The organism is Aestuariibacter sp. GS-14, from assembly GCF_006494365.1.
GTDB classification, from domain to species: Bacteria; Pseudomonadota; Gammaproteobacteria; order Enterobacterales; family Alteromonadaceae; genus Alteromonas; species Alteromonas mangrovi.
Map to the genome: position 1 here is coordinate 362732 of NZ_VHIP01000004.1, position 26547 is coordinate 389278.

General features: G+C 47.4%; 26 protein-coding genes. 12 read left to right on the plus strand and 14 right to left on the minus strand.

The window, feature by feature from the left end; translation table 11 throughout:
• Nucleotides 1–24: 24 nt before the first annotated feature.
• Nucleotides 25–2094, minus strand: a complete 2070-nt coding sequence (glyS, locus tag FJ444_RS09470) for a glycine--tRNA ligase subunit beta (RefSeq protein ID WP_140957988.1) — start codon at nucleotides 2092–2094, stop codon at nucleotides 25–27.
• Between the two features lie 2 nt (nucleotides 2095–2096).
• Nucleotides 2097–3002, minus strand: coding sequence for a glycine--tRNA ligase subunit alpha (gene glyQ, locus FJ444_RS09475; RefSeq protein ID WP_140957990.1), 906 nt, complete (start codon nucleotides 3000–3002; stop codon nucleotides 2097–2099).
• Nucleotides 3003–3189: 187 nt separating this feature from the next.
• On the opposite strand from glyQ, the gene FJ444_RS09480 reads away from it, so the two are divergent.
• Entirely contained in the window at nucleotides 3190–3771 is a 582-nt protein-coding gene (locus FJ444_RS09480; protein WP_140957991.1) for a DNA-3-methyladenine glycosylase I, read from the plus strand.
• On the opposite strand, the gene FJ444_RS09485 is transcribed toward FJ444_RS09480, so the two are convergent.
• From FJ444_RS09485 to FJ444_RS09500, 4 genes are all read right to left on the minus strand, one after another.
• A complete protein-coding gene (locus tag FJ444_RS09485; protein WP_140957993.1) occupies nucleotides 3735–4217 on the minus strand; it encodes a DUF2489 domain-containing protein in 483 nt (160 codons plus the stop codon). The two genes, FJ444_RS09480 and FJ444_RS09485, sit on opposite strands and share 37 nt — an antisense overlap.
• 8 nt (nucleotides 4218–4225) lie before the next feature.
• A complete protein-coding gene (yihI, locus tag FJ444_RS09490) occupies nucleotides 4226–4711 on the minus strand; it encodes a Der GTPase-activating protein YihI (protein WP_140957994.1) in 486 nt (161 codons plus the stop codon).
• A 49-nt stretch (nucleotides 4712–4760) separates the two neighbouring features.
• On the minus strand, nucleotides 4761–5399 hold the full coding sequence (locus FJ444_RS09495; RefSeq protein WP_140957995.1) for a class I SAM-dependent methyltransferase: 639 nt from the start codon (nucleotides 5397–5399) through the stop codon (nucleotides 4761–4763).
• A 316-nt stretch (nucleotides 5400–5715) separates the two neighbouring features.
• Nucleotides 5716–6339: a cytochrome c gene (locus tag FJ444_RS09500; protein WP_140957997.1), complete on the minus strand. Its 624-nt coding sequence runs from the start codon at nucleotides 6337–6339 to the stop codon at nucleotides 5716–5718.
• Between the two features lie 171 nt (nucleotides 6340–6510).
• On the opposite strand from FJ444_RS09500, the gene yihA reads away from it, so the two are divergent.
• Complete coding sequence (yihA, locus tag FJ444_RS09505; RefSeq protein ID WP_140958068.1) at nucleotides 6511–7131, plus strand: ribosome biogenesis GTP-binding protein YihA/YsxC; 621 nt, start codon at nucleotides 6511–6513, stop codon at nucleotides 7129–7131.
• A 600-nt stretch (nucleotides 7132–7731) separates the two neighbouring features.
• Here yihA and polA read toward each other — a convergent pair.
• Nucleotides 7732–10518, minus strand: coding sequence for a DNA polymerase I (gene polA, locus FJ444_RS09510; protein ID WP_140957999.1), 2787 nt, complete (start codon nucleotides 10516–10518; stop codon nucleotides 7732–7734).
• A 394-nt stretch (nucleotides 10519–10912) separates the two neighbouring features.
• Between polA and elbB the strand changes: the two genes are divergently transcribed.
• Nucleotides 10913–11566: an isoprenoid biosynthesis glyoxalase ElbB gene (elbB, locus tag FJ444_RS09515; protein WP_140958000.1), complete on the plus strand. Its 654-nt coding sequence runs from the start codon at nucleotides 10913–10915 to the stop codon at nucleotides 11564–11566.
• Between the two features lie 75 nt (nucleotides 11567–11641).
• The gene (locus FJ444_RS09520; protein ID WP_140958001.1) at nucleotides 11642–13093 is read left to right on the plus strand and encodes a TrkH family potassium uptake protein; all 1452 of its coding nucleotides are present in this window, start codon (nucleotides 11642–11644) and stop codon (nucleotides 13091–13093) included.
• A gap of 109 nt (nucleotides 13094–13202) precedes the next feature.
• Here the strand turns inward: FJ444_RS09520 and trkA are convergent, their stop codons facing one another.
• Genes trkA through def form a run of 4 tightly spaced genes read right to left on the minus strand, consistent with a single transcriptional unit; the run spans nucleotide 13203 to nucleotide 17404 of the window.
• The gene (gene trkA / locus FJ444_RS09525; RefSeq protein ID WP_140958003.1) at nucleotides 13203–14582 is read right to left on the minus strand and encodes a Trk system potassium transporter TrkA; all 1380 of its coding nucleotides are present in this window, start codon (nucleotides 14580–14582) and stop codon (nucleotides 13203–13205) included.
• 31 nt (nucleotides 14583–14613) lie between these two features.
• The gene (gene rsmB / locus FJ444_RS09530; protein ID WP_140958005.1) at nucleotides 14614–15921 is read right to left on the minus strand and encodes a 16S rRNA (cytosine(967)-C(5))-methyltransferase RsmB; all 1308 of its coding nucleotides are present in this window, start codon (nucleotides 15919–15921) and stop codon (nucleotides 14614–14616) included.
• 5 nt (nucleotides 15922–15926) lie between these two features.
• Complete coding sequence (fmt, locus tag FJ444_RS09535; protein WP_140958070.1) at nucleotides 15927–16883, minus strand: methionyl-tRNA formyltransferase; 957 nt, start codon at nucleotides 16881–16883, stop codon at nucleotides 15927–15929.
• A gap of 11 nt (nucleotides 16884–16894) precedes the next feature.
• On the minus strand, nucleotides 16895–17404 hold the full coding sequence (gene def, locus FJ444_RS09540) for a peptide deformylase (RefSeq protein WP_140958006.1): 510 nt from the start codon (nucleotides 17402–17404) through the stop codon (nucleotides 16895–16897).
• Nucleotides 17405–17604: 200 nt separating this feature from the next.
• Here def and FJ444_RS09545 point away from each other — a divergent pair, with 200 nt between their 5' ends.
• The 7 genes from FJ444_RS09545 to FJ444_RS09575 all read left to right on the plus strand — a co-directional run bounded on the left by FJ444_RS09545 (nucleotide 17605) and on the right by FJ444_RS09575 (nucleotide 23466).
• On the plus strand, nucleotides 17605–18678 hold the full coding sequence (locus FJ444_RS09545) for a LysM peptidoglycan-binding domain-containing protein (RefSeq protein WP_140958008.1): 1074 nt from the start codon (nucleotides 17605–17607) through the stop codon (nucleotides 18676–18678).
• A gap of 35 nt (nucleotides 18679–18713) precedes the next feature.
• On the plus strand, nucleotides 18714–19817 hold the full coding sequence (gene dprA, locus FJ444_RS09550; RefSeq protein ID WP_140958009.1) for a DNA-processing protein DprA: 1104 nt from the start codon (nucleotides 18714–18716) through the stop codon (nucleotides 19815–19817).
• A gap of 265 nt (nucleotides 19818–20082) precedes the next feature.
• Complete coding sequence (locus FJ444_RS09555; RefSeq protein WP_140958010.1) at nucleotides 20083–20559, plus strand: DUF494 family protein; 477 nt, start codon at nucleotides 20083–20085, stop codon at nucleotides 20557–20559.
• A gap of 30 nt (nucleotides 20560–20589) precedes the next feature.
• Nucleotides 20590–21144 (plus strand): type I DNA topoisomerase, encoded by a 555-nt coding sequence (locus FJ444_RS09560; protein ID WP_140958012.1) that lies wholly within the window; start codon nucleotides 20590–20592, stop codon nucleotides 21142–21144.
• A 10-nt stretch (nucleotides 21145–21154) separates the two neighbouring features.
• Nucleotides 21155–21721 carry a Sua5/YciO/YrdC/YwlC family protein gene (locus tag FJ444_RS09565; protein WP_140958013.1) on the plus strand — a complete coding sequence of 189 codons (567 nt, stop codon included), beginning with the start codon at nucleotides 21155–21157 and terminating at the stop codon, nucleotides 21719–21721.
• Entirely contained in the window at nucleotides 21721–22641 is a 921-nt protein-coding gene (gene hemF, locus FJ444_RS09570; RefSeq protein WP_140958015.1) for an oxygen-dependent coproporphyrinogen oxidase, read from the plus strand. The genes FJ444_RS09565 and hemF overlap by 1 nt, the downstream gene beginning before the upstream one ends.
• 150 nt (nucleotides 22642–22791) lie before the next feature.
• The gene (locus FJ444_RS09575; protein WP_140958016.1) at nucleotides 22792–23466 is read left to right on the plus strand and encodes an OmpW family outer membrane protein; all 675 of its coding nucleotides are present in this window, start codon (nucleotides 22792–22794) and stop codon (nucleotides 23464–23466) included.
• Nucleotides 23467–23533: 67 nt separating this feature from the next.
• Here the strand turns inward: FJ444_RS09575 and FJ444_RS09580 are convergent, their stop codons facing one another.
• Nucleotides 23534–23971 carry a group II truncated hemoglobin gene (locus FJ444_RS09580; protein ID WP_140958018.1) on the minus strand — a complete coding sequence of 146 codons (438 nt, stop codon included), beginning with the start codon at nucleotides 23969–23971 and terminating at the stop codon, nucleotides 23534–23536.
• Between FJ444_RS09580 and aroE the strand changes: the two genes are divergently transcribed.
• The gene (gene aroE, locus FJ444_RS09585; RefSeq protein WP_140958020.1) at nucleotides 23970–24788 is read left to right on the plus strand and encodes a shikimate dehydrogenase; all 819 of its coding nucleotides are present in this window, start codon (nucleotides 23970–23972) and stop codon (nucleotides 24786–24788) included. The two genes, FJ444_RS09580 and aroE, sit on opposite strands and share 2 nt — an antisense overlap.
• A gap of 19 nt (nucleotides 24789–24807) precedes the next feature.
• On the opposite strand, the gene FJ444_RS09590 is transcribed toward aroE, so the two are convergent.
• Together FJ444_RS09590 and FJ444_RS09595 are read right to left on the minus strand one after the other, a co-directional pair.
• Complete coding sequence (locus FJ444_RS09590) at nucleotides 24808–25353, minus strand: gamma carbonic anhydrase family protein (protein ID WP_140958021.1); 546 nt, start codon at nucleotides 25351–25353, stop codon at nucleotides 24808–24810.
• A gap of 3 nt (nucleotides 25354–25356) precedes the next feature.
• Complete coding sequence (locus tag FJ444_RS09595) at nucleotides 25357–26043, minus strand: sulfotransferase family 2 domain-containing protein (RefSeq protein ID WP_140958022.1); 687 nt, start codon at nucleotides 26041–26043, stop codon at nucleotides 25357–25359.
• Between the last annotated feature and the right edge of the window lie 504 nt (nucleotides 26044–26547).

A 26547-nucleotide genomic window follows, 5' to 3' on the forward strand; every position in this document is an offset into this window, starting at 1 on the left:
CCACACTGTTATCTAAATAACGCCTTACTTTGCAAGTAATGATACATCTGCGGTTGTTAAGAACTGCTCACGTAAGGCAAGCAACAACGCCAGGCGATTAGTTCTTACCGCGTCGTCGTCAGCCATTACCATTACGTTGTCGAAGAATGCATCAATACTGGGGCGCAACGTTGCAAGCGTGCTCAATACATGGCCGTAGTCACGCTCGGCAGCCGCTTTGTAAATGCTATCGCTAATAGCGTTTATATCACGGGCTAATTGCTGTTCGGCGGCTTCGTGTAATAGCGCTTCGTTAACGATAGAATCGCCTTCAACATTGTTCTTGGCAAGTATGTTGGCAACGCGCTTGTTAGCAGCAGCGAGGGCTTCTGCCGCATCATTCGTTTTGAATTCAGCTACCGCTTTTACGCGCGCAAGATAGTCTGTTGGCTGAGTAGGGCGACGGGCCGAAACAGCCTGAATAACGTCGATCTCGATGTTCTGGTCTTGCAACAATGCGTTGAATCGACCAAGAATAAAATCAACCACCTGGAGCTGGGTGTCTGGGTTGGTTAGCTTGTCACCATAGATAGCAACTGCACGGGCAACAACATCTTCTAAATCCACAACCAGGGATTTTTCAGTGATTATTCTCAGCACACCAATTGCGGCACGGCGCAGTGCAAAAGGATCTTTATCGCCTTTCGGCAACTGACCAATACCAAAAATGCCAACCAGTGTGTCAAATTTATCAGCAAGTGCTACCGCCGCGCTTTCCAATGAAGAGGGCAATACGTCTCCTGCAAAGCGTGGCAAATATTGCTCATACAGTGCATTAGCGACCAGTTCAGATTCGCCGTCGTGAAGGGCATAGTACTTGCCCATTACACCTTGTACATCCGGAAACTCGCTGACCATATTGGTCATCAGATCCGTTTTAGACAATAAACCCGCGCGATTGGCTTGCTGCTCATCTGCACCAATAACTGACGCAATATAACCAGACAAGGAAGCGATGCGGTCAGACTTGTCTTTAAGTGTGCCGAGTTGCTTCTGGAATAACACGGTGTCGAGGGAATCCAAACGCGACGCAAGACTGTGCTTCTTATCGGTATTAAAAAAGAATTCTGCATCAGCAAGGCGAGGGCGGATAACGCGCTCGTTCCCACCAATCACCTGGCTTGGATCCTGACTATCAATGTTGCTAACAAACAGGAATTTATTCGACAGACTGCCATCACTATGCAGAAGCGGAACGTATTTCTGATCGTCCTTCATTGTGTAAATCAGCGCTTCTTTGGGTACTTGCAGGAAGGCTTCGTCAAAACTGGCTTGCATTACCACCGGCCATTCCACCAGCGCGGCAATCTCGTTGAGCAAATCTTCATTGTAATCTGCAATTAACGACAAAGCCTGAGCGCGCTCATTCAACGACTGTGCAATAGTCGTCGCACGAGTGGCAAAGTCAGCCACAACAAAATGGGCTTGCATGGCAGACAGGTAGTTGTCTGCGTGATCCAATTCAAAGCGCGCTTCACCATGGAAACGGTGCCCTTGCAGTGTACGGCCACTGGTAAGTCCCAGTACGGAAATATCAATCAGGTCGCCGCCATATAAGGCACACAACGTGTGAACCGGACGAATGAACTGCGTGTTGTAGTTACCCCAACGCATCGGCTTTGGAATAGGCAGTTTTGATATTGCCTGACTCACAATACCTTCGAGCAATTCGCTGATACCCAGGCCCTTTACGGAAGCCTTGTACATCAGCCATTCACCTTTATCGGTTACCAGGCGTTCGGCCTGATCGATGGTAATGCCGTTGCCGCTAGCCCAGCCCAACGCGGCTTTTGTAGCTTGGCCGTTGGCGTCAAAAGCTGCCGCTACGGCAGGGCCACGCTTCTCAACCACTTTATCCTGCTGGCTGTCTACCAGTGCTTCCACACGAACGGCTAAACGACGGGGCGCGGCATACCAGGTAACACTGTTGAATGATAGCTCTGCCTGATTAAGTGCTTCTTCAACGTTATTGGCAAAACTGCTGCCCAACTGCATCAGTGCTTTTGGCGGCAGTTCTTCTGTGCCTAATTCAACTAATAAATTCTCGGTACGCACTGTTACTGCTCCTTCTGGCAAAGCGGGAATCCCAGCGCTTCGCGGGCCTGGTAATAGGCCTCAGCGCAGGCTTTTGCCAGGGTTCTTACTCTTAAAATATAGCGCTGTCTTTCTGTTACAGAGATAGCGTGACGTGCGTCTAACAGGTTAAATGCATGAGACGCCTTCATTACCTGTTCGTAGGCTGGTAATGGCAGGTTCTGTTCAATCAGATACTGGCTGGCAGCTTCACACTCGTCAAAGGTGTTAAACAGCGCTGCTACATTAGCATGCTCAAAGTTGTAAGCTGACTGCTCAACTTCGTTCTGGTGGAATACATCGCCGTAAGTAACGGTGCCCATTGGGCCGTTGGTCCACACCAGGTCGTAAATGCTGTTTACGCCCTGAATATACATGGCCAGACGCTCAAGACCGTAAGTAATTTCGCCGGTAACCGGCTTACACTCAAGACCACCTACTTGTTGGAAATAAGTAAACTGTGTCACTTCCATGCCGTTTAGCCAGACTTCCCAGCCCAGGCCCCACGCGCCAAGGGTAGGAGATTCCCAGTTGTCTTCAACAAACCGGATGTCGTGGACCAGCGGGTCAAATCCCAGCTCTTTCAATGAGCCAAGATACAGCTCCTGAATATTATCTGGAGACGGCTTTAACATTACCTGGAACTGATAGTAATGTTGTAAACGGTTTGGGTTTTCGCCGTAGCGGCCATCAGTCGGACGTCTGCAAGGTTGTACATAAGCACTGCTAATCGGCTCCGGGCCTAAAGAGCGCAAAAATGTCATGGGATGGAATGTACCTGCGCCCACTTCCATATCCAGTGGTTGAATGATAACGCAGCCTTGTCTGGCCCAATAATCCTGTAAGGCAAGGATCAAACCCTGAAATGTTTTAATATCGTACTTGTGCATACATTAACGACTGTAACTGACTGATGACTTAAAGGTGGGTTAGTATACATTCTGAAAGCCTGTGAATGTAGGCCTAAGGGGTGATTTAATCGGCCCAAATGCGGATTTTCGGGGCTTTTTAGCACTGGCTTGCTATTCTGGGCCGCAAAAGACGAATTGCTTGCGGATTTAACCTGAGGGGAATGTGATGACGATAAAGCGCTGCGGTTGGGTATCAGATGATCCTATTTATCAACAGTACCACGACGAAGTGTGGGGCCGGCCTGAGTATGATTCTCAGCAGCTGTTTGCAAAACTGTGTCTGGACGGTCAACAGGCCGGTCTGAGCTGGATAACCATATTGAAAAAACAGCCTGCATTTGAAGAAGCATTTTATCAGTTTGATCCGGTAAAAGTAGCCGCCATGACCGACGAAGATGTTGAACGGTTAATGACGAACAAAGGCATTATTCGTAGCCGGGCAAAAATTAATGCGATTATTCAGAATGCCAGGGCTTACCTTAAATTAACGGAAACACAATCGTTCAGCGATTTCATTTGGCAGTTCACCAACCACAAAACCATCGTGAATACCTGGCGCGATTACCGTATTGCTCCTACTTCGACTCCAGAGTCTAAGGCTATGGCGAAGGCGTTAAAAAAGGCGGGTTTCAAATTTGTGGGGGAGACAATTTGCTATGCATTTATGCAGGCAGTTGGCATGGTGAACGACCACGCCAACGATTGCCATTATTATAAAATTACCTGTGAATTAGCCAGAGAAGGCTGACGGGTCTCACAATACGCAATGATTGCGGGTAATTCGCGAAGCACAATGGATTCGTGTTGTTCTTCAATAATTTCCCGCGCCTTGTCTTCGGCAAAGCGTTGTTGCTTGGTTAACGCTTTGCGATCAGTCAAAATCGAAAATCCACTCACATCCACAAACAATGCATGAATGGCCGGAAATTGCGCCTTGTAATCCACCGGTGTGGTGTCAGGCAGGGCGGCAAATAACCGACAAATACGGATCGCGCCCTCCGACACATTGCATTGTTGCTGCTGCATGGCTCTGGAAATCGTATGAATACTTTCAAGTATGGTTTCGACCCGTTGAGCACGTGCAGCCTGTTGCTTTTGAGTTTGAGCCTGTAACTGAAATATCAGCTTACCAGCATAGACTCCTAATACCGCTATGATCACTAAGCCAACAGAGGCAAGCAAATACCACCACATCGCTAACACTACCTGGTGTAATCGTCGATTTTGATGGCATCGAGCTTGTCGAAATCATCTAAATCGTCGTCTTCATCATCGTCTGAACTGATACCCATCAAATCACATAAAATACGGTGGCGCGCCATCTTTTCGTCAACGTACTTTTGTTGTTCCTGGGTAAGCGCCTCGCCTTCGTCGAGCATATCGAGTAGCGACGACAAGCGGTCATCCGCTTCAAGCGCCGCCAGCTCCTGTGCAGGCGTAGCAAACTTGCGCTGGGCTGGTTTTACCGTGCTTTTAACTAACTGAACAGGCTTCTTGCTACCATGGCGAGGATCTTTCGATACCGAGCCAGACGATGCCTGCTGCTTTTTCGTTTCAACGTTGTGACGACTACCAGGAGGCTTGCCTTTGTGCTTCTTTACGCGGCCAGAGGATTTTTCATGTACGTAATCAGGATCCTTTCGAACGCCGATTAAGCCTACTTTGCGCGATTTTCTTTTCTTTGTCATTTACCGAACACTCGTTATTAAGCGTGAATTATTTCATTATACCCTGTAATCAGCCAGGCTTCTGCATCAATACAATATCGTTGGCCGGAAAAATGACATTTAACTGATATTGCGCTGCCAGCCAATTGAAAGTGTCCTCTGAGAAAAAGCTCACATGCGTAGGGTCATTTTTGTAATGCCAATTGGCAAACCGCGGCTGATCTAACACGCGTTTAGTCATGATCCCCAGCCATCCGCCAGGTTTTAACAATGTCATCCAGTGTTTCCACTCCTTAATGGGCGCGTGAAAGTGCTCTATAGATTCCGTTGCGGTGATCACATCATACTGGTTTTTTGCAATTTCCATGGGGCCAAAGAAGGGGTCATAACAATCCATAGCATAGCCTGCCTCTGCAAAAATGTGCGCAAGTGCCGGGCAGGGACCCGAGCCATAATCCAGCATGGTCATATTGTTGCGCAAGTGGGGGGCCAGGCAATCGTACAATCTGGCAAGGTAAGCCAGATAGCCGTTATCCTGAAGTGAGTTTTCGTGTAGTTCGTACTCGCGGCGTTCCTGAGTGCTATCCGGTAACTGTTGTGGATCAACAAAGACTAACGCACAAGATTTGCAGCGGTGGTAACTCCGTTGTTTGTCGGCATGGAATGCAAAGATATGATGACTTTTACACAGCGGGCAGGATAGTTTCATATTCAACAGCCAATAAAAAAGGCGATGGTATCACACCATCACCTTCATAAATGAGTGTCAGATGACACCTCTCCCGTTAGTGCACTTCTCTGTGCGGCTGGCGTCCTGCAGTGCTCCCCTTATTGTTCTTTTTAACAGAGCAAATTGTTGTTCTGGGTCTTCCTGACGCTTTATAGATCATCCTGTATAAATATTGTTGTTATTAGAGTCGGACTGTTTCACAACAGGTTTCACGACGCCAACTAGGATACACCATCTGTATAAGATTACAACAGCGAGTGTTACAAAAAATTAACATTCGCCGTTAATCAATAACTTAGTGTAAACCTGCAACGTAGTTAGACAGAATTTCGATGTCTTCGTCAGTAAGCTTAGACGCGATGTCACGCATCATACCGTTCATGTCGTTGTGACGCTCTCCAGCGCGGAAGGCTTTCAGCTGCGCTGCGGTGTATGAAGCATGTTGACCACTGATATCAGGGAAACCAGCTAACTGCATGCCATTGCCTTGTGGGCCGTGACAAGCGATACATGCAGTTACACCACGAGAGGCATCGCCACCACGGTATAAAGCCTGACCTGGTTCAACAAAGTTTTCCGGTGTGGCACCTGGTTGAGCTTCCTGGCTGGAAAAGTATGCAGCTAAATCAGCAATATCCTGATCACTCAGTGCTGCAGCCATGCCGTTCATTACCGCGTTGTTACGGCCTTCTGCACCACCAGTAGCAGATGCCAGGCGGAATTCAGTTAACTGCTTAACAAGATAATTTTCGTGTTGTCCGGCAATCTTAGGATTGAGTTCGATCATGCTGTTTCCATCAGGTCCGTGACAGGCAGCACAGACAGCTGATTTCGCTTTACCAGCCTCAGGCGTGCCTTCTGCCTGTACAGCAGCGGTAAGCCCAAGGGTTAAACAAACCAACAAACACAGTTTTTTCATAATAATTCTCTTACAAGGATCCGACGGTCATCTTGATATACGTGATATCATGCGTATTTTACACATTTAACGCGTCAGAAAAACCTATTCCATGCTAAAACTATGGAATTACATCGGTTTATTATTGAACTAAGACCAATGTAGCAGATGAACTGACTTTTGAGTAACACGATGAGTTATTACAGCAAAGCAACATTTTTTACCAGCGCACCGGATATTTCGCATCTGAAAGACGATACCGGCATTGAAGTCGCCTTTGCAGGGCGGTCTAATGCGGGTAAGTCCAGCGCCTTGAATACCCTTACCCGTCAGAAAAATCTGGCACGGACCAGTAAAACACCGGGTCGTACCCAGCTAATCAACGTATTTGAACTGGAACCTGATCGCCGGTTAGTGGACTTACCCGGTTACGGGTATGCCAAAGTGCCTTTGGCCATGAAGGTAAAATGGCAACGGTCTTTGGGTGAGTATTTGCAAAAGCGCAAAAGCCTGAAAGGGTTAGTGGTATTAATGGACATACGACATCCGTTCAAAGATCTCGATCAGGATTTGATTCAATGGGCGGTTGATGCCGGATTACCCGTACTGGCCTTGCTTACGAAAGCGGATAAATTGAAATCCGGTAAACGCAAGGAACAACTGTTAATGGCCCGTGAAGCCGTATTAGCATTTATGGGGGATGTAACCGTACACACTTTCTCTGCACTGAGCAGACAAGGGGTGCCTGAGCTGGAATCGATTTTGGATACCTGGCTGGAAAGACACAAGGGCGACGAATCCGAACCTGTGTAATTACATCATGCATTAGAGAGGCAAAGTCCGCCTCTTTGTTGTGGCTGGCATGCTTCCTATCACAGGATTCCAAAAAAAAACCCCATTCACTGAATGGGGTTTAAGGACTGAGAGAAAACACATAAAAAAACCGATAATAAGAGTACGTAATTCACCTGAAAGTTCAGATTATTTGTATCTTTTTTTAAACTTTTTTAAAACTTCAATTAAAACAAATGGTTGTGTTCTAAATTATTTTGAAAATTCATGTCGGTTCGAGGAACTAAAGTCTTTTTAACCACGAAACTTCACGTTAAATTCGGTTGTTGACGCCTCTATCTTTCCAGCAATTTCTCGTAACTGAGCGTACCCACTCTTCACTACCATTACCTGCCGATCTCAGTATTCAGACTAATTTCAGGCAAAAAAAAGCCCCAGCAATGGCTGGAGCTTAAATCAAAGGTTTGAAAAACGATTTCTCACCTCTGTACCCTACATAGCTAAGAGTACCGAAGACTGAAGAAAATGCAAGTCAAAAGTGTAATAAAATTACCGAATAAGGCAGAATTTAAACAAATTTTAACAAATGGAAAGCGCTTTTCCGTAATATATTTACCAATTTTAGTGGGCTTCTTCCCAGTTTTCACCTTTGCCTGCTTCTACTTTCAGCGGCACGGCGAGAGCAGCCGCCTGCTCCATTAAGGCTGTGATCTTGGCAATATTCTCATCAATGTTTTCGTGTTTAATTTCAAACACTAATTCATCGTGAACCTGCATGATCATGATGACATCATCGCTGTTGCTCTGTTGAATCCAATCGTCTACCTGCAGCATTGCCATTTTTATAATGTCGGCTGCTGTTCCCTGCATAGGCGCATTAATCGCTGCACGCTCAGCACCTTTGCGACGAGCGCCATTACTAGCCTTAATGTCTGGCAGGTAAAGCCTGCGACCAAATACGGTTTCTACGTATCCGTGTTCCTTGGCAAATTCCCGGGTAGTATCCATATACGACAGCACACCAGGGTAACGGGTAAAGTACAGGTTCATATATTCCTGTGCTTCCTGACGACTCACATTTAACTGCCTGGCAAGTCCAAACGCCGACATACCGTAAATCAAACCAAAGTTAATGGCTTTGGCACTGCGGCGCTGATTGTCAGTCACTTCTGACTCTGGCACGTTGAACACTTCAGCCGCGGTGGCCCGGTGAATATCCTTGCCGTGCGCAAAGGCATCCAGCAAGCCTTTGTCGCCAGACAAATGGGCCATAATGCGCAATTCAATTTGAGAGTAATCCGCCGCCACAATCTGATAGCCTTTACGTGCAATAAACGCTTTGCGAACCCGGCGACCTTCCTCTGTGCGGATAGGGATGTTTTGCAGATTCGGATCAGTAGATGACAATCTGCCAGTCGCTGCAACGGCCTGATGATATGACGTATGTACCCGACCCGTACGGTGATTGGTCATTTTGGGTAGTTTATCGGTATAGGTACTCTTTAATTTGGTTAATCCACGATACTCCATGATTAGTTTCGGTAACGGATAATCCAGCGCAAGTTCCTGTAATACTTCCTCAGACGTAGAAGGGGCGCCTTTGGGCGTTTTCTTGATGGCTGGTAACTCCAGCTTTTCAAACAAAATCTGTTGAAGTTGCTTGGTTGAACTTAAATTGAACACCTCACCAGCCATGTCGTGTACCGACTTTTCTAATTCAACAATACGGATCGCCAATTGTTGGCTTTGCTGTAACAACTGCTGAGAATCGATAAGTACTCCGTATTGCTCCATTCGGGCCAATACAGACGCTAGCGGCACTTCAATGTCACTGAGAATACTAGTGAGGGACTGTTCCGCTTGTAGTTTAGGCCACAACACCTGATGTAAGCGCAATGTAATATCGGCGTCCTCGGCCGCATAATAAGCGGCTTTGTCCAGATCAATCTGATTAAACGTAAGTTGTTTAGCCCCTTTGCCTGCGATGTCCTCGAAGTGGACCGTGCGAACACCCAGATAATTTTGGGCAAGGGAATCCATGTCATGGCGTGTTGCTGTGCTGTTTAATACATAGGATTCCAGCATAGTGTCAAATGCGATGCCGCGAAGCGTGATCCCATAATTTGCCAGCACGTTTTTGTCGTACTTTAAATGCTGCCCCACCTTTTTGTGATCGGCGCTTTCCAGCCAGGGCTTCAGTTTATCCAGTACCCAGTTGCGATCCAGTTGATCGGGTGCTCCAGGATAATCGTGTGCAACCGGAACATACGCTGCTACACCAGGCTCAACCGAAAATGACACGCCCACCAGCTCTGCTTCCATATAATCCAGACTGGTTGTTTCGGTATCAAACGCCACTAACGATGCGTTATGAAGCGTGGTTAGCCATTGCTCAAAAGTGGCTTCATCCAGCACGGTGGTATAGTTTGTGTCGATGGTGTCACTGCTTGGTGGCGCGATTTCTTCCTGCTTTACTTCAGGTTCTTCAGCTTTGTTAGCCGCTGATGCAAGCGTGCTGGCTACCTGCCCGGACGTCACTTCCGTGTACCAGCGCTTGAATTCATATTCGCTAAACAGTGTAGCCAGTGCCTCATTGTCACTCGGCACAGGCGCAAGAGAAGTTGGAGAGTAATCGAGGTTAAGGTTTACGTCGATTGTGGCCAGCTTATAAGATAGTCGGGCCTGCTCTTCGTATTCTGCCATTTTCTGACCGAGCGTTTTCGCGCCGCGAAAAGACAACCCGGCGATGCTGTCGAGGTTTTGGTAAATAGCGTCAATACCGCCAATGCCATTTAACAGGCCCTGTGCACTTTTATCGCCTACACCGGGTACACCTGGAATGTTATCTACCTTGTCGCCCTTCAACGCCAGAAAATCAATAATCAGTTCAGGTGGAATACCGAACTTTTCCTTTACGCCTTCAACATCCATAAGCTGGTTAGTCATGGTATTGATCAGGGTAACGTGCTGGTTAACCAACTGAGCCATGTCTTTGTCACCAGTGCTGATCAGGGTATCAATACCTTGCTCTGATGCCTGACGGGCGAGGGTACCAATAACATCATCGGCCTCTACGCCTTCCTCAATAATAATGGGTAATCCCATGGCGCGAATGATCGCGTGCAGCGGTTCGATTTGCGATCGCAGTTCTTCCGGCATAGGCGGGCGATTTGCTTTGTATTCCGGGTAAATGTCATCGCGGAAAGTTTTACCTTTGGCGTCAAACACTACACCAATATGCGTTGGCTGGTATTGCTTGATCAGGCTCTTAAGCATATTGATCACGCCATAAATGGCACCGGTATCCTGACCTTTTGAATTGGTTAGGGGAGGCAGACCGTGGAAGGCGCGAAACAAATAGGATGAACCATCTACCAGAATAAATGGTGGTTTTTCAGACGATGACATGGCAATTTTCTTCTCATTTATGCAATGAACGGAAGCATGCCACAGAGCAGGCTAATGCGCTAGGGTGTGTCTGGATCCAGTTGTGGATAACTTTGTGATCTAATGTGATCTCAGATCGCAAAACACGATCGCAACTCCACGCGCGAAAATGGCAGAGTTAATTGAAAAATAAGGAAAAATAAAAAGGAGATAGGAAGCTACCCTGCTTTGTTATTTCCATATATCATTGTGGATAACATGCCTGTACGAGAAATGCTCAATGTGCAGGGCACCGACTAATCTAGCATACTCAAGCAGAATTCCTAGTATTGGTTGATAAAATTTTTATTAGTTAATAGAGATCTATAAAAGTAAATAGCATAAGGCAGTGAATGCCTGGTCTGGAGACGAGTAGATGAAAAAGGCAGCGGTGATTTTTAGTGGATGTGGCGTATTCGATGGTGCAGAGATCCACGAAGCAGTGTTAACACTCCTGAGTCTGGAGAAACATGGCGCCAGCTATCAGTGCTTTGCACCCGATATGGAGCAGCTTCACGTTGTAAACCATTTAACCGGTGAAGTAGTGGAAGGTGAATCACGCAACGTGTTAACAGAAGCAGCGCGCATTGCACGAGGCAATATTAAACCCGTTTCGGAGTGCAACGTTGATGACTTCGATTTACTAGTGTTACCCGGTGGTTTTGGCGCCGCGAAAAATCTCTGCACGTTTGCCATAGACGGGCCAGACTGTGCGTTTAACAGCGAAGTGTTGACGGTGTGTAAGGGCTTTGCGAAAGCCGGTAAACCCGCCGCCTATGCCTGTATCGCACCGGCGTTAGCGGCAAAAGTATATGGCAATGACACCAACCTGACCATTGGAAATGACGCCGGTACTGCTACTGCCCTGGAAACCTTTGGCGCTAAACATCAGAACTGTGCGGTAGACAGTGTCATTATCGATCAGGAAGCGAAATTAGTTACAACACCTGCCTATATGCTGGGTCAGAATATGCTGGAAGTCAGTATAGGACTCGACAAAATGGTGCAGTCTGTATTGGCGTTGAAGTAGCAAAATTTGGTTGATTGTTGCTTTCGCTATATAGTGTAGGCAGCAATCATAAACCACTCTGTAAAAGCGATAATAATGCACTACCGCGCTATCATTCGGATCCTGGGGCTGTTAGTTGCCCTGTTTTCTGTGACCATGATCCCACCTGCCATCGTGTCACTGGTCTATCAGGACGGTAGTGGTTTGCCTTTTTTCCTGGCGTTTATCCTGTGTATTCTTACCGGATGTGCCTTCTGGTATCCAAACAGAGCACACAGAAAAGACCTCAGAGCCAAAGAAGGCTTTTTGATCGTTGTGTTGTTCTGGTCGGTACTGGCCAGTTTTGGTGCGATCCCGTTTATCCTGTTAGAACAGCCGTCGATGAGTGTAACCGACGCGTTTTTCGAGTCCTTTTCTGGCCTCACTACTACTGGGGCCACGGTGATTGAGGGCATCGACTTTTTGCCGCACTCGGTGCAGTTTTACCGTCAGCAGCTACAATGGCTGGGTGGTATGGGGATCATCGTACTGGCCGTCGCCATTCTTCCAATCTTAGGCGTAGGGGGCATGCAGCTATACCGGGCAGAAACACCCGGACCGGTAAAAGATTCCAAAATGACACCGCGCATTGCCGATACCGCAAAACACTTATGGTACATCTACTTGTCTCTTACCATTGCCTGTACCGTAGCGTACTGGCTGGCTGGTATGAACTGGTTCGATGCTATTTGTCATTCGTTTTCAACTATCGCGATTGGCGGATTTTCTACCCATGATGCCAGCCTGGGATACTTCGACAGTCCCATGGTAAATGCAATTTGTGCGGTTTTCTTACTGATAGCAGCGCTCAACTTTTCGCTTCACTATGCGGCCGCCAGTGGTCGAAACCTGAAAGGCTATTGGCAGGATCCTGAATTAAAAGCATTTTTGTTTATTCAGGCAGCCTTAATTACCGTGTGCTTTATAGTATTGGTAATGCACAATCAGTTTAGTACTGCGGAAGAGGCACTGGATCAGGCAGTTATACAAGCCGTTTCTATAAGTACGACTGCAGGTTTTGCCACAACCGACTTTGCTAACTGGCCGTCGTTCCTGCCTATTTTGCTAATTTTTTCCAGCTTTATTGGTGGCTGTGCCGGATCTACCGGCGGCGGGTTAAAAGTGATTCGCATTTATTTACTGTTTTTACAGGGAAAGCGGGAAATAGACAGGCTTATTCACCCTAAAGCGGTTTACTCAGTAAAACTGGGTGAGCGTGCTATGCCTGACCGTGTAGTAGAAGCGGTATGGGGCTTCTTTTCTGCCTATGCCATTGTGTTTGTGGTGATCATGATTGGCCTGATTGCCACCGGACTCGATAACATCAGCGCGTTTACTGCCACAGCAGCAACGCTGAACAACCTGGGTCCTGGCTTGGGTTCGGTTGCGGGTACTTTTGCCGATGTGAGTGATGGCGGAAAGTGGTTACTGGTTATCGCGATGCTGTTTGGGCGGCTGGAAATCTTCTCTCTGCTGGTGTTGTTTTCTCCCACATTCTGGCGGGGCTAGCGCTGTCAGATAGCACACATCTGCACATATCATTCAGGTAAGTGGCAGAGTAACCTGCGATGATATCGGGTAATAACGGTTAACCAAATTACAATGTTAACCGACAACGTTAGCCGAAGAAAAACGCGCTGGGTTGGAATAGCTTCTCTACGTCACTGATGTATTTCTTATCTACCAGAAACAGGATCACGTGATCGTTCGCTTCAATTACTGTGTCGCTGTGCGCAATGATCACCTGATCTTCTCGCACTACAGCGCCAATGGTTGTGCCGGGTGGAAGCTTAATATCGCCAATTTGCCTGCCCACCACTTTCGAGGTGTTTTGATCTCCGTGAGCAATCGCCTCTATGGCTTCTGCGGCCCCACGGCGAAGTGAGTACACATTAACTATATCGCCCCGGCGGATATGGGTAAGCAGTGCCGAGATAGTGGCTTGCTGAGGTGAGAACGCAATGTCTATTTCGCCGCCCTGGACCAAATCAACATATGCACTGCGTTGAATCAGCACCATGGCCTTTTGTGCACCCATACGCTTGGCCAGCATAGCAGACATGATATTCGCTTCATCGTCGTTGGTTACCGCAATAAACGCGTCAACCTGATCAACCCCTTCTTCGCTGAGTAACTCTGAATCTGACGCGTCACCGCAAAATACGATGGTCTTATCCAGGTGAGCAGACAGGTATTGAGCGCGCTCGTGGCTGTACTCTATGAGCTTAACGTTGTGATTGTGCTCCAGCCGTTTTGCCAGCCCTGCGCCAATTAAACCACCACCCGCAATCATTATGCGCTTGTAACTGGACTCGAGTTTTTGTAGCTCGCTCATTACCGCGCGAATGTGCTTGGTTGCGGCTATAAAGAATACCTCGTCATCAGCTTCTATTACTGTGGTGCCCAATGGTCGGATAGGGCGGCCACGACGGTAAATGGCAGCAACCCGCGTTTCAACGTTAGGCATGTGTTCTTTCAGAGCAGAAAGCGCATGGCCCACTAGCAAACCACCATAATACGCTTTTACAGCAACAAGGCTGGCTTTGCCATCGGCAAACTCCACTACCTGAAGCGCACCAGGGTAATCGATCAGCCGCTTAATTGACTGGGTAACCAACTGTTCGGGAGCAATTATATGGTCAACAGGAATATCCTGTTGTTTATAGAGTTGTTCTTGGTAAATGATGTATTGTTCAGAGCGAACGCGGGCTATTTTAGTGGGCGTTTTAAACAAACTGTACGCTACCTGGCACGCTAACATGTTGCTCTCGTCACTGTTGGTAACGGCTATCAGCATGTCAGCGTCTTCGGCGCCTGCCTTTTTCAAAATATCGGGATGAGAGCCTACCCCGGCAACCACTTGTAAATCCAACCTGTCCTGCAATGCACGCAAAATGACGGGGTCGGAGTCGATTACCGTGATCTCATTTTTTTCGCCAACCAGGTTTTCGGCTAGGGTACCACCTACCTGTCCGGCGCCAAGGATGATTATCTTCATCGTCGTTATTAAAAGGCTGTTATATGCTTGGTTATACGGACTTTAGCAGCCTCGCATAATAGAAACCATCCATTTGTTGTTCGCCAGGCAAAATTTGTCTGCCGGGTTTGTCATTTGATTCACTATCCGTCATCGGTTGTAACGTGGCGTCCTGCTGACGAGCCAAAAATTGCTGTATTTGCAGGGTATTTTCTTCGGGAAGAATAGAACAGGTTGCATAAAGCAATGTGCCGCCCGGTTTCAATGTAGGCCAAAGTGCATCAAGTATGCGTTGTTGTAACGATTGCAGCGCTTCAATATCGGCGGGCTTTCGCAACCAGCGAATATCGGGATGGCGTCTGATCACGCCGGTTGCTGAGCAGGGGGCATCCAGCAAAATGCGGTCAAACTGATTGCCATCCCACCAGCTGTCAGGGGTGCTTGCGTCGGCACAAATCACTTCAGCTTCTAACTGCAATCGGTTCAAATTCTCAGTCAAACGTTCCAGGCGCGACGCCTCGGAGTCAAGCGCGACACAGGCAGCCAGTTCAGGCTGCTTTTCTAATACATGCGCGGTTTTTCCACCCGGGGCGGCACAGCAGTCGAGTACCCGTTCACCAGGCTGAGGTGACAATAAGGGCGCGGCTAATTGGGCTGCGCCGTCCTGTACGCTAAACCAGCCCTGCGGGAAACCGGGTAGCGTGGTAATTGGCAGGCGATCAAGCAGAATGACCGCATCCGGATGCAGGTCACTTAATTCAAAATTGATACCCGCTTCAGTCAGTGCTTTACAGTACTTCTGGTGGCTACACTGACGGGTGTTAACCCGCAGCCAAACGGGCGCGGGTTGATTCATAGCATCAATAATATTAACCAGTTGTTCCGGATAAGCTGCCGCGATGCGCTTGTACATCCACTTGGGTAACCCCGATGCCACAATAGGGTCGCTACTGGTTTGTGAAGCTAATTGCTGACGCTGAAAATTCCGCAGTACGGCGTTTATTAAGCCTTTAAGTCGCATCCCGCCCAGTACATCTGCTGCATCTACCGTAGCCGATACTGCTGCGTGATCGGATACGCGACTATATGCCTGTTGATAAAAACCCAGCAATAACAAATGCTCCAGGATCTTTTTATTGCCTTTGAGTGGCTGGTCGAGGAGTTGGCGAAGCCATATCTGCAACTGTGGTACATGACGAAATACGCCCATAGCCATCTCTTGCAACCAGGCGCTGTCTTGTTTGTTGTGTCTGGCCTGAGCTTTTGCCAGACATTCACGGGATGACTTTCCCAGCTCGAGCACACTGTAAATCACCCAGGCGGTATCGGCTCTGAGGTTGGTGTATGGAGGTAATTTCATCTTTATTACTCGGGCTGGCTTGGCAAAACAGAGCCAACTTCAAACCAGTCCTGACGTCCATTTAATACGTCCTGAACGGCCATAGGCTTTTTGCCGGGGATTTGAATTTGCGTGAGGCAAAGCGCCCCCTCGCTGGTGGCAATCACTATTCCTTGTTTGTCTGCACGCAACAGAGTACCAGGTACAGCCTTGTTGGTGCTGTCCTGAGAAACATGGCCCTGCCAAATCTTGATTTGCTTGTCGCCAAGCATGGTCCAGCATACAGGCCAGGGATTGAACGCTCGAATGTTGCGTGCTAACTGCGCAGCACTTTGTTGCCAGTCCATAAAGGCTTCTTCTTTGGATAACTTTTTGGCATAGGTCGCCAGTGCGTCATCCTGCACGGTGGCAGACAACTCAGTAATGTTGTTCAAGGTGTAAACCAATGCCTTAGGGCCAACGCCGGCAAGCTTAGTGTAAAGACTGGCACTGGTATCATCGGCTTCTATTGGCAGGGTTTCAATGTGCAGCATGTTGCCCGTATCCAGGCCAATATCCATCTGCATGATGGTTACACCCGTTTCTTTATCGCCAGCCCATATACTGCGCTGAATAGGCGCTGCTCCGCGCCAACGGGGCAGAATAGAGCCGTGAACGTTAATACAACCCAGTTTCGGTGTATCCAGTACGGCTTTGGGTAGCAGTAACCCGTATGCCACCACTACCATAATATCGGCATCCAGATCGGCGAGTTGCTGCTGTGCATCCGCACTTTTCAGGCTTTCAGGTTGATATACGGGAACATCGTGCTGCAGCGCCAGTTGCTTGGTGGCGCTGGGCATGAGCTTTTTCCCACGCCCGGCAGGCCGATCGGGTTGCGTGTAAACGGCAATCACGTTGTGGTGGCTGGCTATCAAAGCAGCCAAATGATCGGCAGCGAATTCAGGTGTACCTGCAAAAATAATTCGAAGTGGTGTAGTCATCATTGTTGCGCTCAGGCCTTAGTGGCCATACGCGCGTCTTTTTCCAGCTTTTTACGAATACGCTGGCGCTTGAGCGGCGACAGATAATCGACAAACAACTTTCCTTGTAAGTGGTCTAATTCGTGTTGAATACAAATCGCCAGCAAGCCATCAGCTTCTAACTTAAATTCATTACCTTCGCCATCGAGAGCTTTTACCGTCACTTTTTCTGCGCGATCTACCTTAGCGTAGTTTCCCGGTACCGACAAACAGCCTTCTTCACTGATAGTAGAGCCTTCTTTGGCAATGATCTCCGGGTTGATAAATACCCGTGGTTCATTCTGTTCTTCCGACACATCCATAACAACCAAACGTACGTGACGGTCAACCTGTGTTGCTGCCAAGCCAATGCCCTTTTCGTCGCGCATGGTGTCGAACATGTCTGCGATTAACTGTTTAACTTCAGAATTGACCTCAGCAATCGGCTTAGCCACGGTGCGAAGTCTCTCGTCGGGGAATTGTAAAACGTCTAAAATTGCCATCTGTTGCTATTTACACTCTATTCTGTATTAAGAAATATACGCACCGTCCGATAGGACTATTTACAGGGTGCTAACTGCCTTTATTCTAGCCTAAAGCAGGTTTTCATGCAGTATATAATCATTACACTACTGAATAATTGGGGATTATGATCTAATAATACAAGGTAGTGCAGCCACCCGAAGCAGGGCGAGGATGAACAATGGTAAATAAATCGAAAACGCTGGTCGCAATAATTACCGCAGGTTTGCTGTGGTGTGTTAACTGTGCAGCGCTTGCGTTGGATATTAAAGACGACGCACCAACAACGTACACCGTGAAGAAAAACGATACGTTGTGGGATATCGCCCGGTTGTTTTTAGACAAACCCTGGCTATGGCCGGATTTGTGGCGCAACAATACGCAAATTATGAATCCACATCTCATTTACCCGGGTGATGTGCTGGTATTGCGTTACGTAGATGGCGAGCCTGTCATGGACGTAGTAAGAGATAAACCTCGTATTACGCTGTCGCCTGATGTTGAGCGCACAACAAAACCGTCACCAATCAGTTTATTACCGTGGTCGGTAATCGAACCCTACATTCAGCATCATGAAATTCTGGATCCCGGAAAGTACAAAATTCTGCCCCATTTGTTGGGTGATAAGAACGCTTCTATGCGTTTTGTTGATGATGACTTGGTGATGAGCCGACGCAGCGGCCGTGCCAGAGATCAGTATCGCGTTATTCGCAAACAATCTAAGATCGAAGACCTCGACGGCAATACGCTTGGGGTACAGGTACACCACATTGCCAATGCCACAATGGTGGAGGATCGCGCCGCCGGCGAGTGGTTGGTAAAAATCGAAGGCACCAATTCAGAAGCCAAACGCGGTGACAAACTGTTATACGGTGAGCCGAAAATAGCAGGTGATATGACGCTTCAAGCCGCCACGGAAGAGCAGCGGGGCTTTATTGTTGGCAATCTTCACCAGCATCAGTTACTCGGCAAGTACGACGTGGTGATTGTTGATCTGGGCGAAAGTGACATTCAACCTGGCACTGTGATGGGGATTTACCAGCAGGGGCCAACCATCATTGATGGTGATGAGCCTAAATACCTGAGCGAAAGTAAAGTGGTCGTCAGCGTATTTGACGACGGCTCAACCGTTGAACAACCTGCTTTAAAAGTAGGAGAGTTAGTTATTTTCAGCACGTTTACCCATGCCAGTTACGGTATCATTACTCGTGCTGCCGACGTTGTTAAAACCGGGAATATCGTCGCTCAACCATAAGAGTACGAGGCTCCCAATATTCATTGGGAGCTTTTATGCCAAATGCAGATATCTCCAGCACCGCACATTGTTGGCTGTCACTCAGTCTGTACGAGAAGCGTTCTCCTGCGTTCTGGAAAAACTGGTTAGCCCACCATTCATTGAGTTTGACTGAAGCATTCTCTTTATCTGATACAGCGTTACTGGAGACGGGACTAACAGAAGAAGATTCAAGCGCCTTTGATCTGCAAAGGGATAGCATTAAAAGGGCTTTAGCCTGGCAAGCTCATGCACAACATCGCTACATTATCGACTTCGATCACCCCCTGTATCCTGCGTTATTAAAAGAGCTGACCTCGCCACCGCTGGTATTGTTCTGCGAGGGTAATCCCCAATTGCTGTCACAACGACAAGTTGCCATTGTGGGTAGTCGGCGGGCTACCTTGCAAGGTTTATCTATTGCTACGGAGTTTGCGGCAGAATTGGGGGCGATGGGATTAACTATAACCAGCGGGCTGGCGCTGGGCATTGATGGTGCGGCCCATAAGGGAGCATGCGGCACCAGTGGAAATACGATTGCGGTTATGGGGGGCGGGCTGGAACAAATGCACCCCAAAAGCCACGTAAAGCTGGCGCAGCAGATGCTAGCGGGTGGGGGATGCATGGTGAGTGAGTTTGCCCCTTGGGTTATACCAAAACCGTATCACTTCCCACGCAGAAACCGCATTATTGCTGCTATGTCGGAAGCTGTGCTGGTGATAGAGGCAAAAATTAAGAGTGGCTCAATGATCACGGCTAACCTTGCTGCCGATGCGGGCAAGGACGTATTTGCAATACCAGGCAATATAAAGCACCCGTTAACCGCGGGGCCGCACTACTTAATACAACAAGGCGCAACACTTACCACGTGCGTGCCTGACATCCTATTTGAGCTTGGAATGGATGTTGCGCAATCCAGAGACGCTGACCCTGCTCAAAGCAACTTACTTTGGGAACAACTTCAAGGATTGCTGGCCCATGTTGATACCGAATTTACCAGTGTAGACGATATTTCAACCCGATCCGGGATGCCGGTGGCACAGGTGATGGCTGATATGCTGGAATTCGAAATAGCGGGCAAGGTAGTTGCTGTGCCCGGAGGTTACCGCCGCAGCTATTGAGCGCATTTCAGGCGGTATCTGTTGGTTAAATCAGCAAATCCCTTGGGGCGTAAGAACAGTTAGCAAATAAATGAAATATTTCGCACCGAATGCTTGGCAGCGACAGGATTTTTCGATAAGTTGAGATTAAGCACTATGCTTAATAGTGTTAATGCCGAACGCAACACTTTGGTCTATTTGCTAAGCAGACCATGCTGTGATCATAAGTTGCGAGGTTACCGTAGCAACTGTCTGGTTGTTACATCAACTTGAGGGGGAAAATATAATGTTCGATATCCTCATGTATCTGTTCGAGAACTTCGTTCATAGTGAGACCGAAATTCGCGTCGATCAGGATGAACTCACCGACGAGCTTATTCGGGCGGGATTCCATCATGATGAAATATACAAAGCACTGGCGTGGCTTGAAAAACTGGCTGCGCTACAGGAAACCGATATTAACCCTTATTTCTGTAAAGGTATTAGCAGTGGCTTAAGCCGTATCTATACCCATCAGGAGCAAATGCGTTTAGACACCGAGTGTCAGGGATTTTTGTTATTCCTTGAGCAGGTGGGGGTACTTGATGCATCTACCCGTGAAATGGTAATCGACCGCGTAATGGAAATCGACTCCGCCGAATTCTGTTTGGAAGATTTGAAATGGGTAATCCTCATGGTGCTGTTTAATGTGCCGGGCAAAGAAAATGCCTATGCGCAGATGGAAGATCTGTTATTCGAAGAGTATGACGGTATACTGCACTGATTCCGAGTAAGGGTTAAGTGTTGATACACAGTGTCGAAAATTGATCATTCGCTATTCAGTGCACACGAGCATGCATTGGAGCATCAATACGGTCAGTGTCCGGACTGCGGGAAAGATCTGCATATCCGAAACAGCAAAACCGGCCCGTTTATAGGCTGTAGTGGCTATCCTGAATGCCACTACGCCAAGCCTCTGCACGACACTCAAACTACGGTCCTCAAAGTTATCGAAGACAGTCACTGCCCTGAGTGTGGTTCGAATATGGCCATTAAAAAAGGCCGTTATGGCATGTTTATTGGCTGTACCAATTTCCCTGAGTGTCATCACATCGAAGGCACCAAAAGCCAGCAGGATACGCTGGTCAATTGTCCAAAGTGCAAAGAAGGCCATTTAATTGACCGCACCAACAAATACGGAAAGCGGTTTTTTGCTTGCAACCGTTATCCTCAATGCCGATATGTGGTAAATTTCGCCCCCGTACCAGAGCCGTGCCCGGAATGTGGCTGGGCGATAATGGTAGATAAAAAGGGACAGTTGGTGTGTCCGCAGCCCCTGTGCGGGTTTAAGTTACAACGCGAACAATAGAGGTGGTGGTATGAGTCAGGTGTCGGCCCCAGTGGATCCTGATATCGCAGCGTTTGAACAGGGTGAGTTACTGATTTATGCAACGGAAGCCGTTATGGGTATCGGTTGCGACCCAAATAATGAAGCTGCCGTGCGCAAATTGCTGGCAATTAAACAGCGGCCGGTAGAAAAGGGCATGATCCTGGTAGCCAGCAATTACTCGCAATTATTGCCTTTTGTGAACGATAACGCGATTCCACAGGACCGGCGTTTTGCTATTTTTTCCTGCTGGCCTGGGCCAGTAACCTGGTTGCTGCCAAAATCGGCAACGGCACCAGCCTGGATCACCGGTGAACACGATAAAATCGCGGTACGCGTTTCTGCTCATGAAGGTGTCAGAACCCTCTGTAACAAAATAAACAGCCCTATAGTCTCGACCAGTGCAAACCCAAGCGGTGAAGAGCCTGCGCGAACCATTGCACAAGCCAAGGACTATTTTGGCGATAGCGTTCATTATGTTCCGTCTGAAGTGGGCGGTGCTGCACAACCCTCAATGATCAAAGACGCCCTTACCGGCGCCATTATCCGGAATGCCTAATGCAAAATGAAGCCATTAATACCGAATCTGCCATTGCGTCGGTAAAGCAATTTCTCCTCGCGCTGCAAGATAATATTTGTCATACCCTTGAACTGGCCGATGGCAAAGGGCATTTCATTGAGGATGCCTGGGAACGTACTGAAGGTGGTGGTGGCCGCTCACGCGTGATGCGCAATGGTGCGGTGATTGAGCAGGGTGGAGTAAATTTCTCGCATGTGTTTGGTACGCAAATGCCTGCTTCTGCAACGGCATCGCGTCCTGAGCTGGCGGGCCGAAGTTTTCAGGCGATGGGGGTATCACTGGTTATTCATCCGCATAACCCTTATGTACCCACATCACACGCCAATGTGCGGTTCTTTATTGCAGATAAACCAGGCGAAGAACCAATCTGGTGGTTTGGTGGCGGCTTCGATCTCACACCTTTTTATCCATTTAAAGAAGATGTTCAACACTGGCATCAGGTAGCGAAAAACATTTGTAAGCCCTTCGGCGACAACGTGTACCAGGAATATAAAAAGTGGTGTGACGATTACTTTTTCCTGAAGCATCGCAATGAGACACGCGGCGTTGGCGGTTTGTTTTTTGATGATGTTAATCACTGGGAATTCGACAAATGCTTTGCCTTTATGCAGGCTGTTGGCAATGGTTATCTCGATGCCTATGTGCCGATTGTTGAAAAGCGCAAAGCGATAGCATTTGGCGAGCGCGAGCGACAGTTCCAGCTTTATCGCCGTGGTCGTTATGTAGAATTTAACCTGGTATTCGATCGCGGCACGTTGTTTGGCTTACAAACGGGTGGGCGCACAGAATCCATCCTCATGTCGATGCCACCTTTAGCCAGATGGGAATATTGCTACGAGGCGCCGGCCGGCTCGCCTGAAGCAAAACTACAGGACTGGTTGAAACCAATCGAGTGGTAAAATCAACCCTGATCCGTGATTCGGGTTGATACAGATCAACTCGAAATCACTGATAGTAAAACGTATTTTCAAACTTGTTTTAGATCAACATTTTGAATTTGAGGAAGCGTAAAGTACGCCTCATCAAGTTAAAACAAGTGAGAAAGTACAATGAAAAAATCAACCTTAGCCACAATCATCCTGGCTGCATTAGTTACAGCACCTGCTGCGTTTGCCTATGAAACTGGCGACATTCTGGTTCGCGCCGGTTTAACATCAGTTTCACCTGATGACTCTTCTTCAAATATTCTGGCTGGTGGTGCTGATCTGGGCGTTAACGTAACAGTAGATAGCAACACGCAGTTAGGTTTGAACGTAGCTTACTTTGTTACACCCAATATCAATATTGAGCTATTAGCGGCTACACCGTTCACACACGATGTAAATTTTGGTGTTGCTGATCCGCTGGGCACAGGTAATCAGGTTGGTGAAGTAACACATTTGCCACCAACAGTTAGCGTTAACTACTATTTTGCCGATGCGTCATCTGCATTTCAGCCATACGCTGGAGTTGGCGTAAATTACACTATTTTCTTCGATGAACAGTTCACATCTGCCAATAAAGAAGCCGGCCTGAGCGATCTGTCTTTAGACAATTCTTTTGGTTTGTCTGCACAGTTAGGCTTTGACTATGCAATTGATGAGAAGTGGCATGTTAATGCGTCTGCACGCTGGATAGACATCGATACCTCTGCAACGTTTAAAGTGGGTGAAGCCAAAGGGGAAATTAAAGATATCCAAATTGACCCTTATGTCTACACTGTTTCTTTGGGCTACAAATTTTAATTAAACAAAATATCAGATTCACCTTGTGTTTTTGCACTGCCTGTTGCCCTTCTTCGGAAGGGCTTTTTTATGCGTCTGAATTAATCATGTGATTAGCCAACTGATCCAATGCTGCCAGTAATTGGTCTGCCAGCGCTATGTTGGGCACATTTTCGTATATGGCTTTCTTCATGCAGTACATCCACTGCACTTTCAACGTGGGTGTAACCGTAAACGGCAGGTGGCGAGCGCGCAAACGCGGATGCCCGCGTTGTTGTTCATAATCGTTAGGACCGCCAAGCCACATGGTAAGGTAAAGGTAAAATACCTCTCTGATCCGGTCTAATGGTTGTGGATGAATCGCCAGTAAATCTGCAGCAATGGGATCGGTTTCCATAATATCGTAGAACCGGTTAGCAATTGCATGCGCAACTTTTTCACCACCAATCGCTTGATAGGGGGTGGTAACATCAGTAGAGTTGGGAGTCGATTTTTTACCCATGCCTAATTTAGATAACAGTCCCATGAAAAAGTACGCCGTTTTTGGAAATCCAATAGCACAGAGTTTATCACCAACTATACATAGTATGTTTGCAAAATCCTGTGGTGTTGAACTGGAGTATACCAAGGTACTTGCACCAATCGATGGGTTTGAAAGGGCGTTAACTGATTTTTGGAACGCAGGGGGGCTAGGGTGCAATGTTACTCTGCCTTTTAAAGAGCAGGCTTATGCACTTGCTGATGAGTGTAATCCTGCTGCCAGATTAGCAAAGGCAGCCAATACACTGATGCGCGATGAAAACGGCAGGCTACTGGCGTTCAATACCGATGGCATTGGCCTGGTGACGGATCTGAATGCAAAAGGCGCAAGTCTTCAAGGTGCTAACATCCTTCTACTTGGGGCTGGTGGCGCAGCAAAAGGCGTGGTTCAACCGCTGTTAGAAGCTGGTGTGAATACTCTGCATATTTTTAACCGAACGTTAAGCAAAGCCCAGGAAATAGCAAGCAACAGTGAAAGCGCGCGCGTTGTTGCGGTAACCTTGGAGTCTCTGGCAGCAACATACGATGTTGTAATTAACTCTACGTCTGCAAGCCTGCAGGGGACATTGCCAGACGTACCTGCCCAGGTATTTCAAAATTGCACAGTGGCCTACGACATGGTGTATGGCAGTAAACCTACCGTGTTTATGGAATATGCTAAAGATCACGGAGCGGTTCATGAGGTAGATGGTTTGGGTATGCTGGTTCAGCAAGCAGCTGCTGCTTTTACCATTTGGACCGGAGAGAAACCACTCACTCATGACGTCGAACAGTACTTACGAGAATTAAAACAGACGTCCTGACGGATGACAGCCGGTGAATTTATACTTCCCCGGCTTCCTGTAAATATTCGTCTTTCAGTTCAACATAGTTAATGGCAGACTGCTTCAGAAAAGCGCGTTCTTTATCAGACAGCGGACGTTTCTTTTCCATAGGGTTGCCCACATAAAGATAACCGCTTTCTAATGTTTTATTTGGCGGGACAAGTGTGCCTGCACCAATAAATACATCATCCTGAACTACCGCACCATCCATAATGATGGCGCCCATGCCTACCAAAATACGATTACCCAGCTGACATCCATGTAACATACACTTGTGGCCGATTGTTACGTCATCACCTATTAGCAGTGGATATCCTTGCGGGTTGCCGGGTGATTTTCGGGTAACATGCAAAACAGTACCATCCTGAACATTGGTTCTCTCGCCGATAACAATATGATTCACGTCGCCGCGCGCAGCAACCATATGCCAGATACTGCTGTCATCACCAATGCGAATGTCTCCCACCATGCGGCTAGAGTCTGCCACATATACATTATTGCCAAGTTTAGGCAGGATACCCTTATAAGAAGATAGTGTAGTCATAGCTTACTCATCAAACGTATAGTTAAACATAGCAATGTCGGTGGCATACATTGCGGCAACCTTATCTGCGGTTTCAGCGTCATAATAGGCAGTGTAGTGCTGCTTTATACGCTTCTCCTTAATAAACAAATGACGAATCTTGCGTTCCAGTGTGCGCCGGAAGCTCGACGTGGAGTTAGCATGGGGCAGTGCGCTGTTAGCAATACCCAGTTTTTCGCAGACACTGTTAAAGTCGCTTTGCAAATTCTCGAAACGCCCGACGAAATCAACAATCAAATTACCTTCTTTATTAACCAGGTAATCTGATTGCGGTATTACATGCCGGTACGCATCACTAAAGTCATCCGCTTCTGGCATAGCGCTGGCTACCCACTCTTTAAAACTGTATTTGTTATCAAGCTTCTTATGTAAGTATTCAGAGACAAGCCTACTCCAGGGATTTCTTACAAATGCGAATGTAAAGAAACGGTCGTAGTCTTCTTGAGTCATGTGTCCACAATCAACATATTCATGAGCACGCATGTGTGCCAGGCGAGAAGGCCCTTTACTGGGATCATCATTACGGGAAATTAAAAGTTGATCCTTCTGCTTTAGATTCAGACCATTTAATTCAAGAAAGAATTGTTCAACACTTTGTCCCCCGGTTTTGGGAACATGAATGAAAACGCATTGTTGAGCTGCACAAATCATAGGGTATCTAACTACTTCTTAATACATCATTGAGCGCTCACTGTACTACAACTAACAAAAAACAGATAATTTTAAAAAAGCTGTTGACGTTGCAATTTATCTCTCTATAATGCGCCTCCACTTCGGCATGAAAGGCAAAATGAAGAGTGGTTAAAAACTCCTCAAGCCCAAGTGTGGAGCGGTTTTCAAGCAATTCGGACTTTGAAAATAAATTCAAAAAAAGGTTGACGAAGAAAACAAACAGCGTAGAATGCGCGCCTCACTTCAACGAGGTCTGAAAGACAAAGTTGAAGTGGTTTTAAGTGAAAACGCTTCGAAATAAAATTTCAAAAAGTTGTTGACACTAAAAACGAAGAGCGTAATATACGCATCCCGCTTCGGACGAAACAGAAAGTTCGGAAGCAGCAAAGTTTAGTTAAATCAATGCTTTGCACTGTTCTTTAACAATTTATAACAAGACAATCTGTGTGGGCACTCATTAAGAGTGTCAACAACGACAATTCA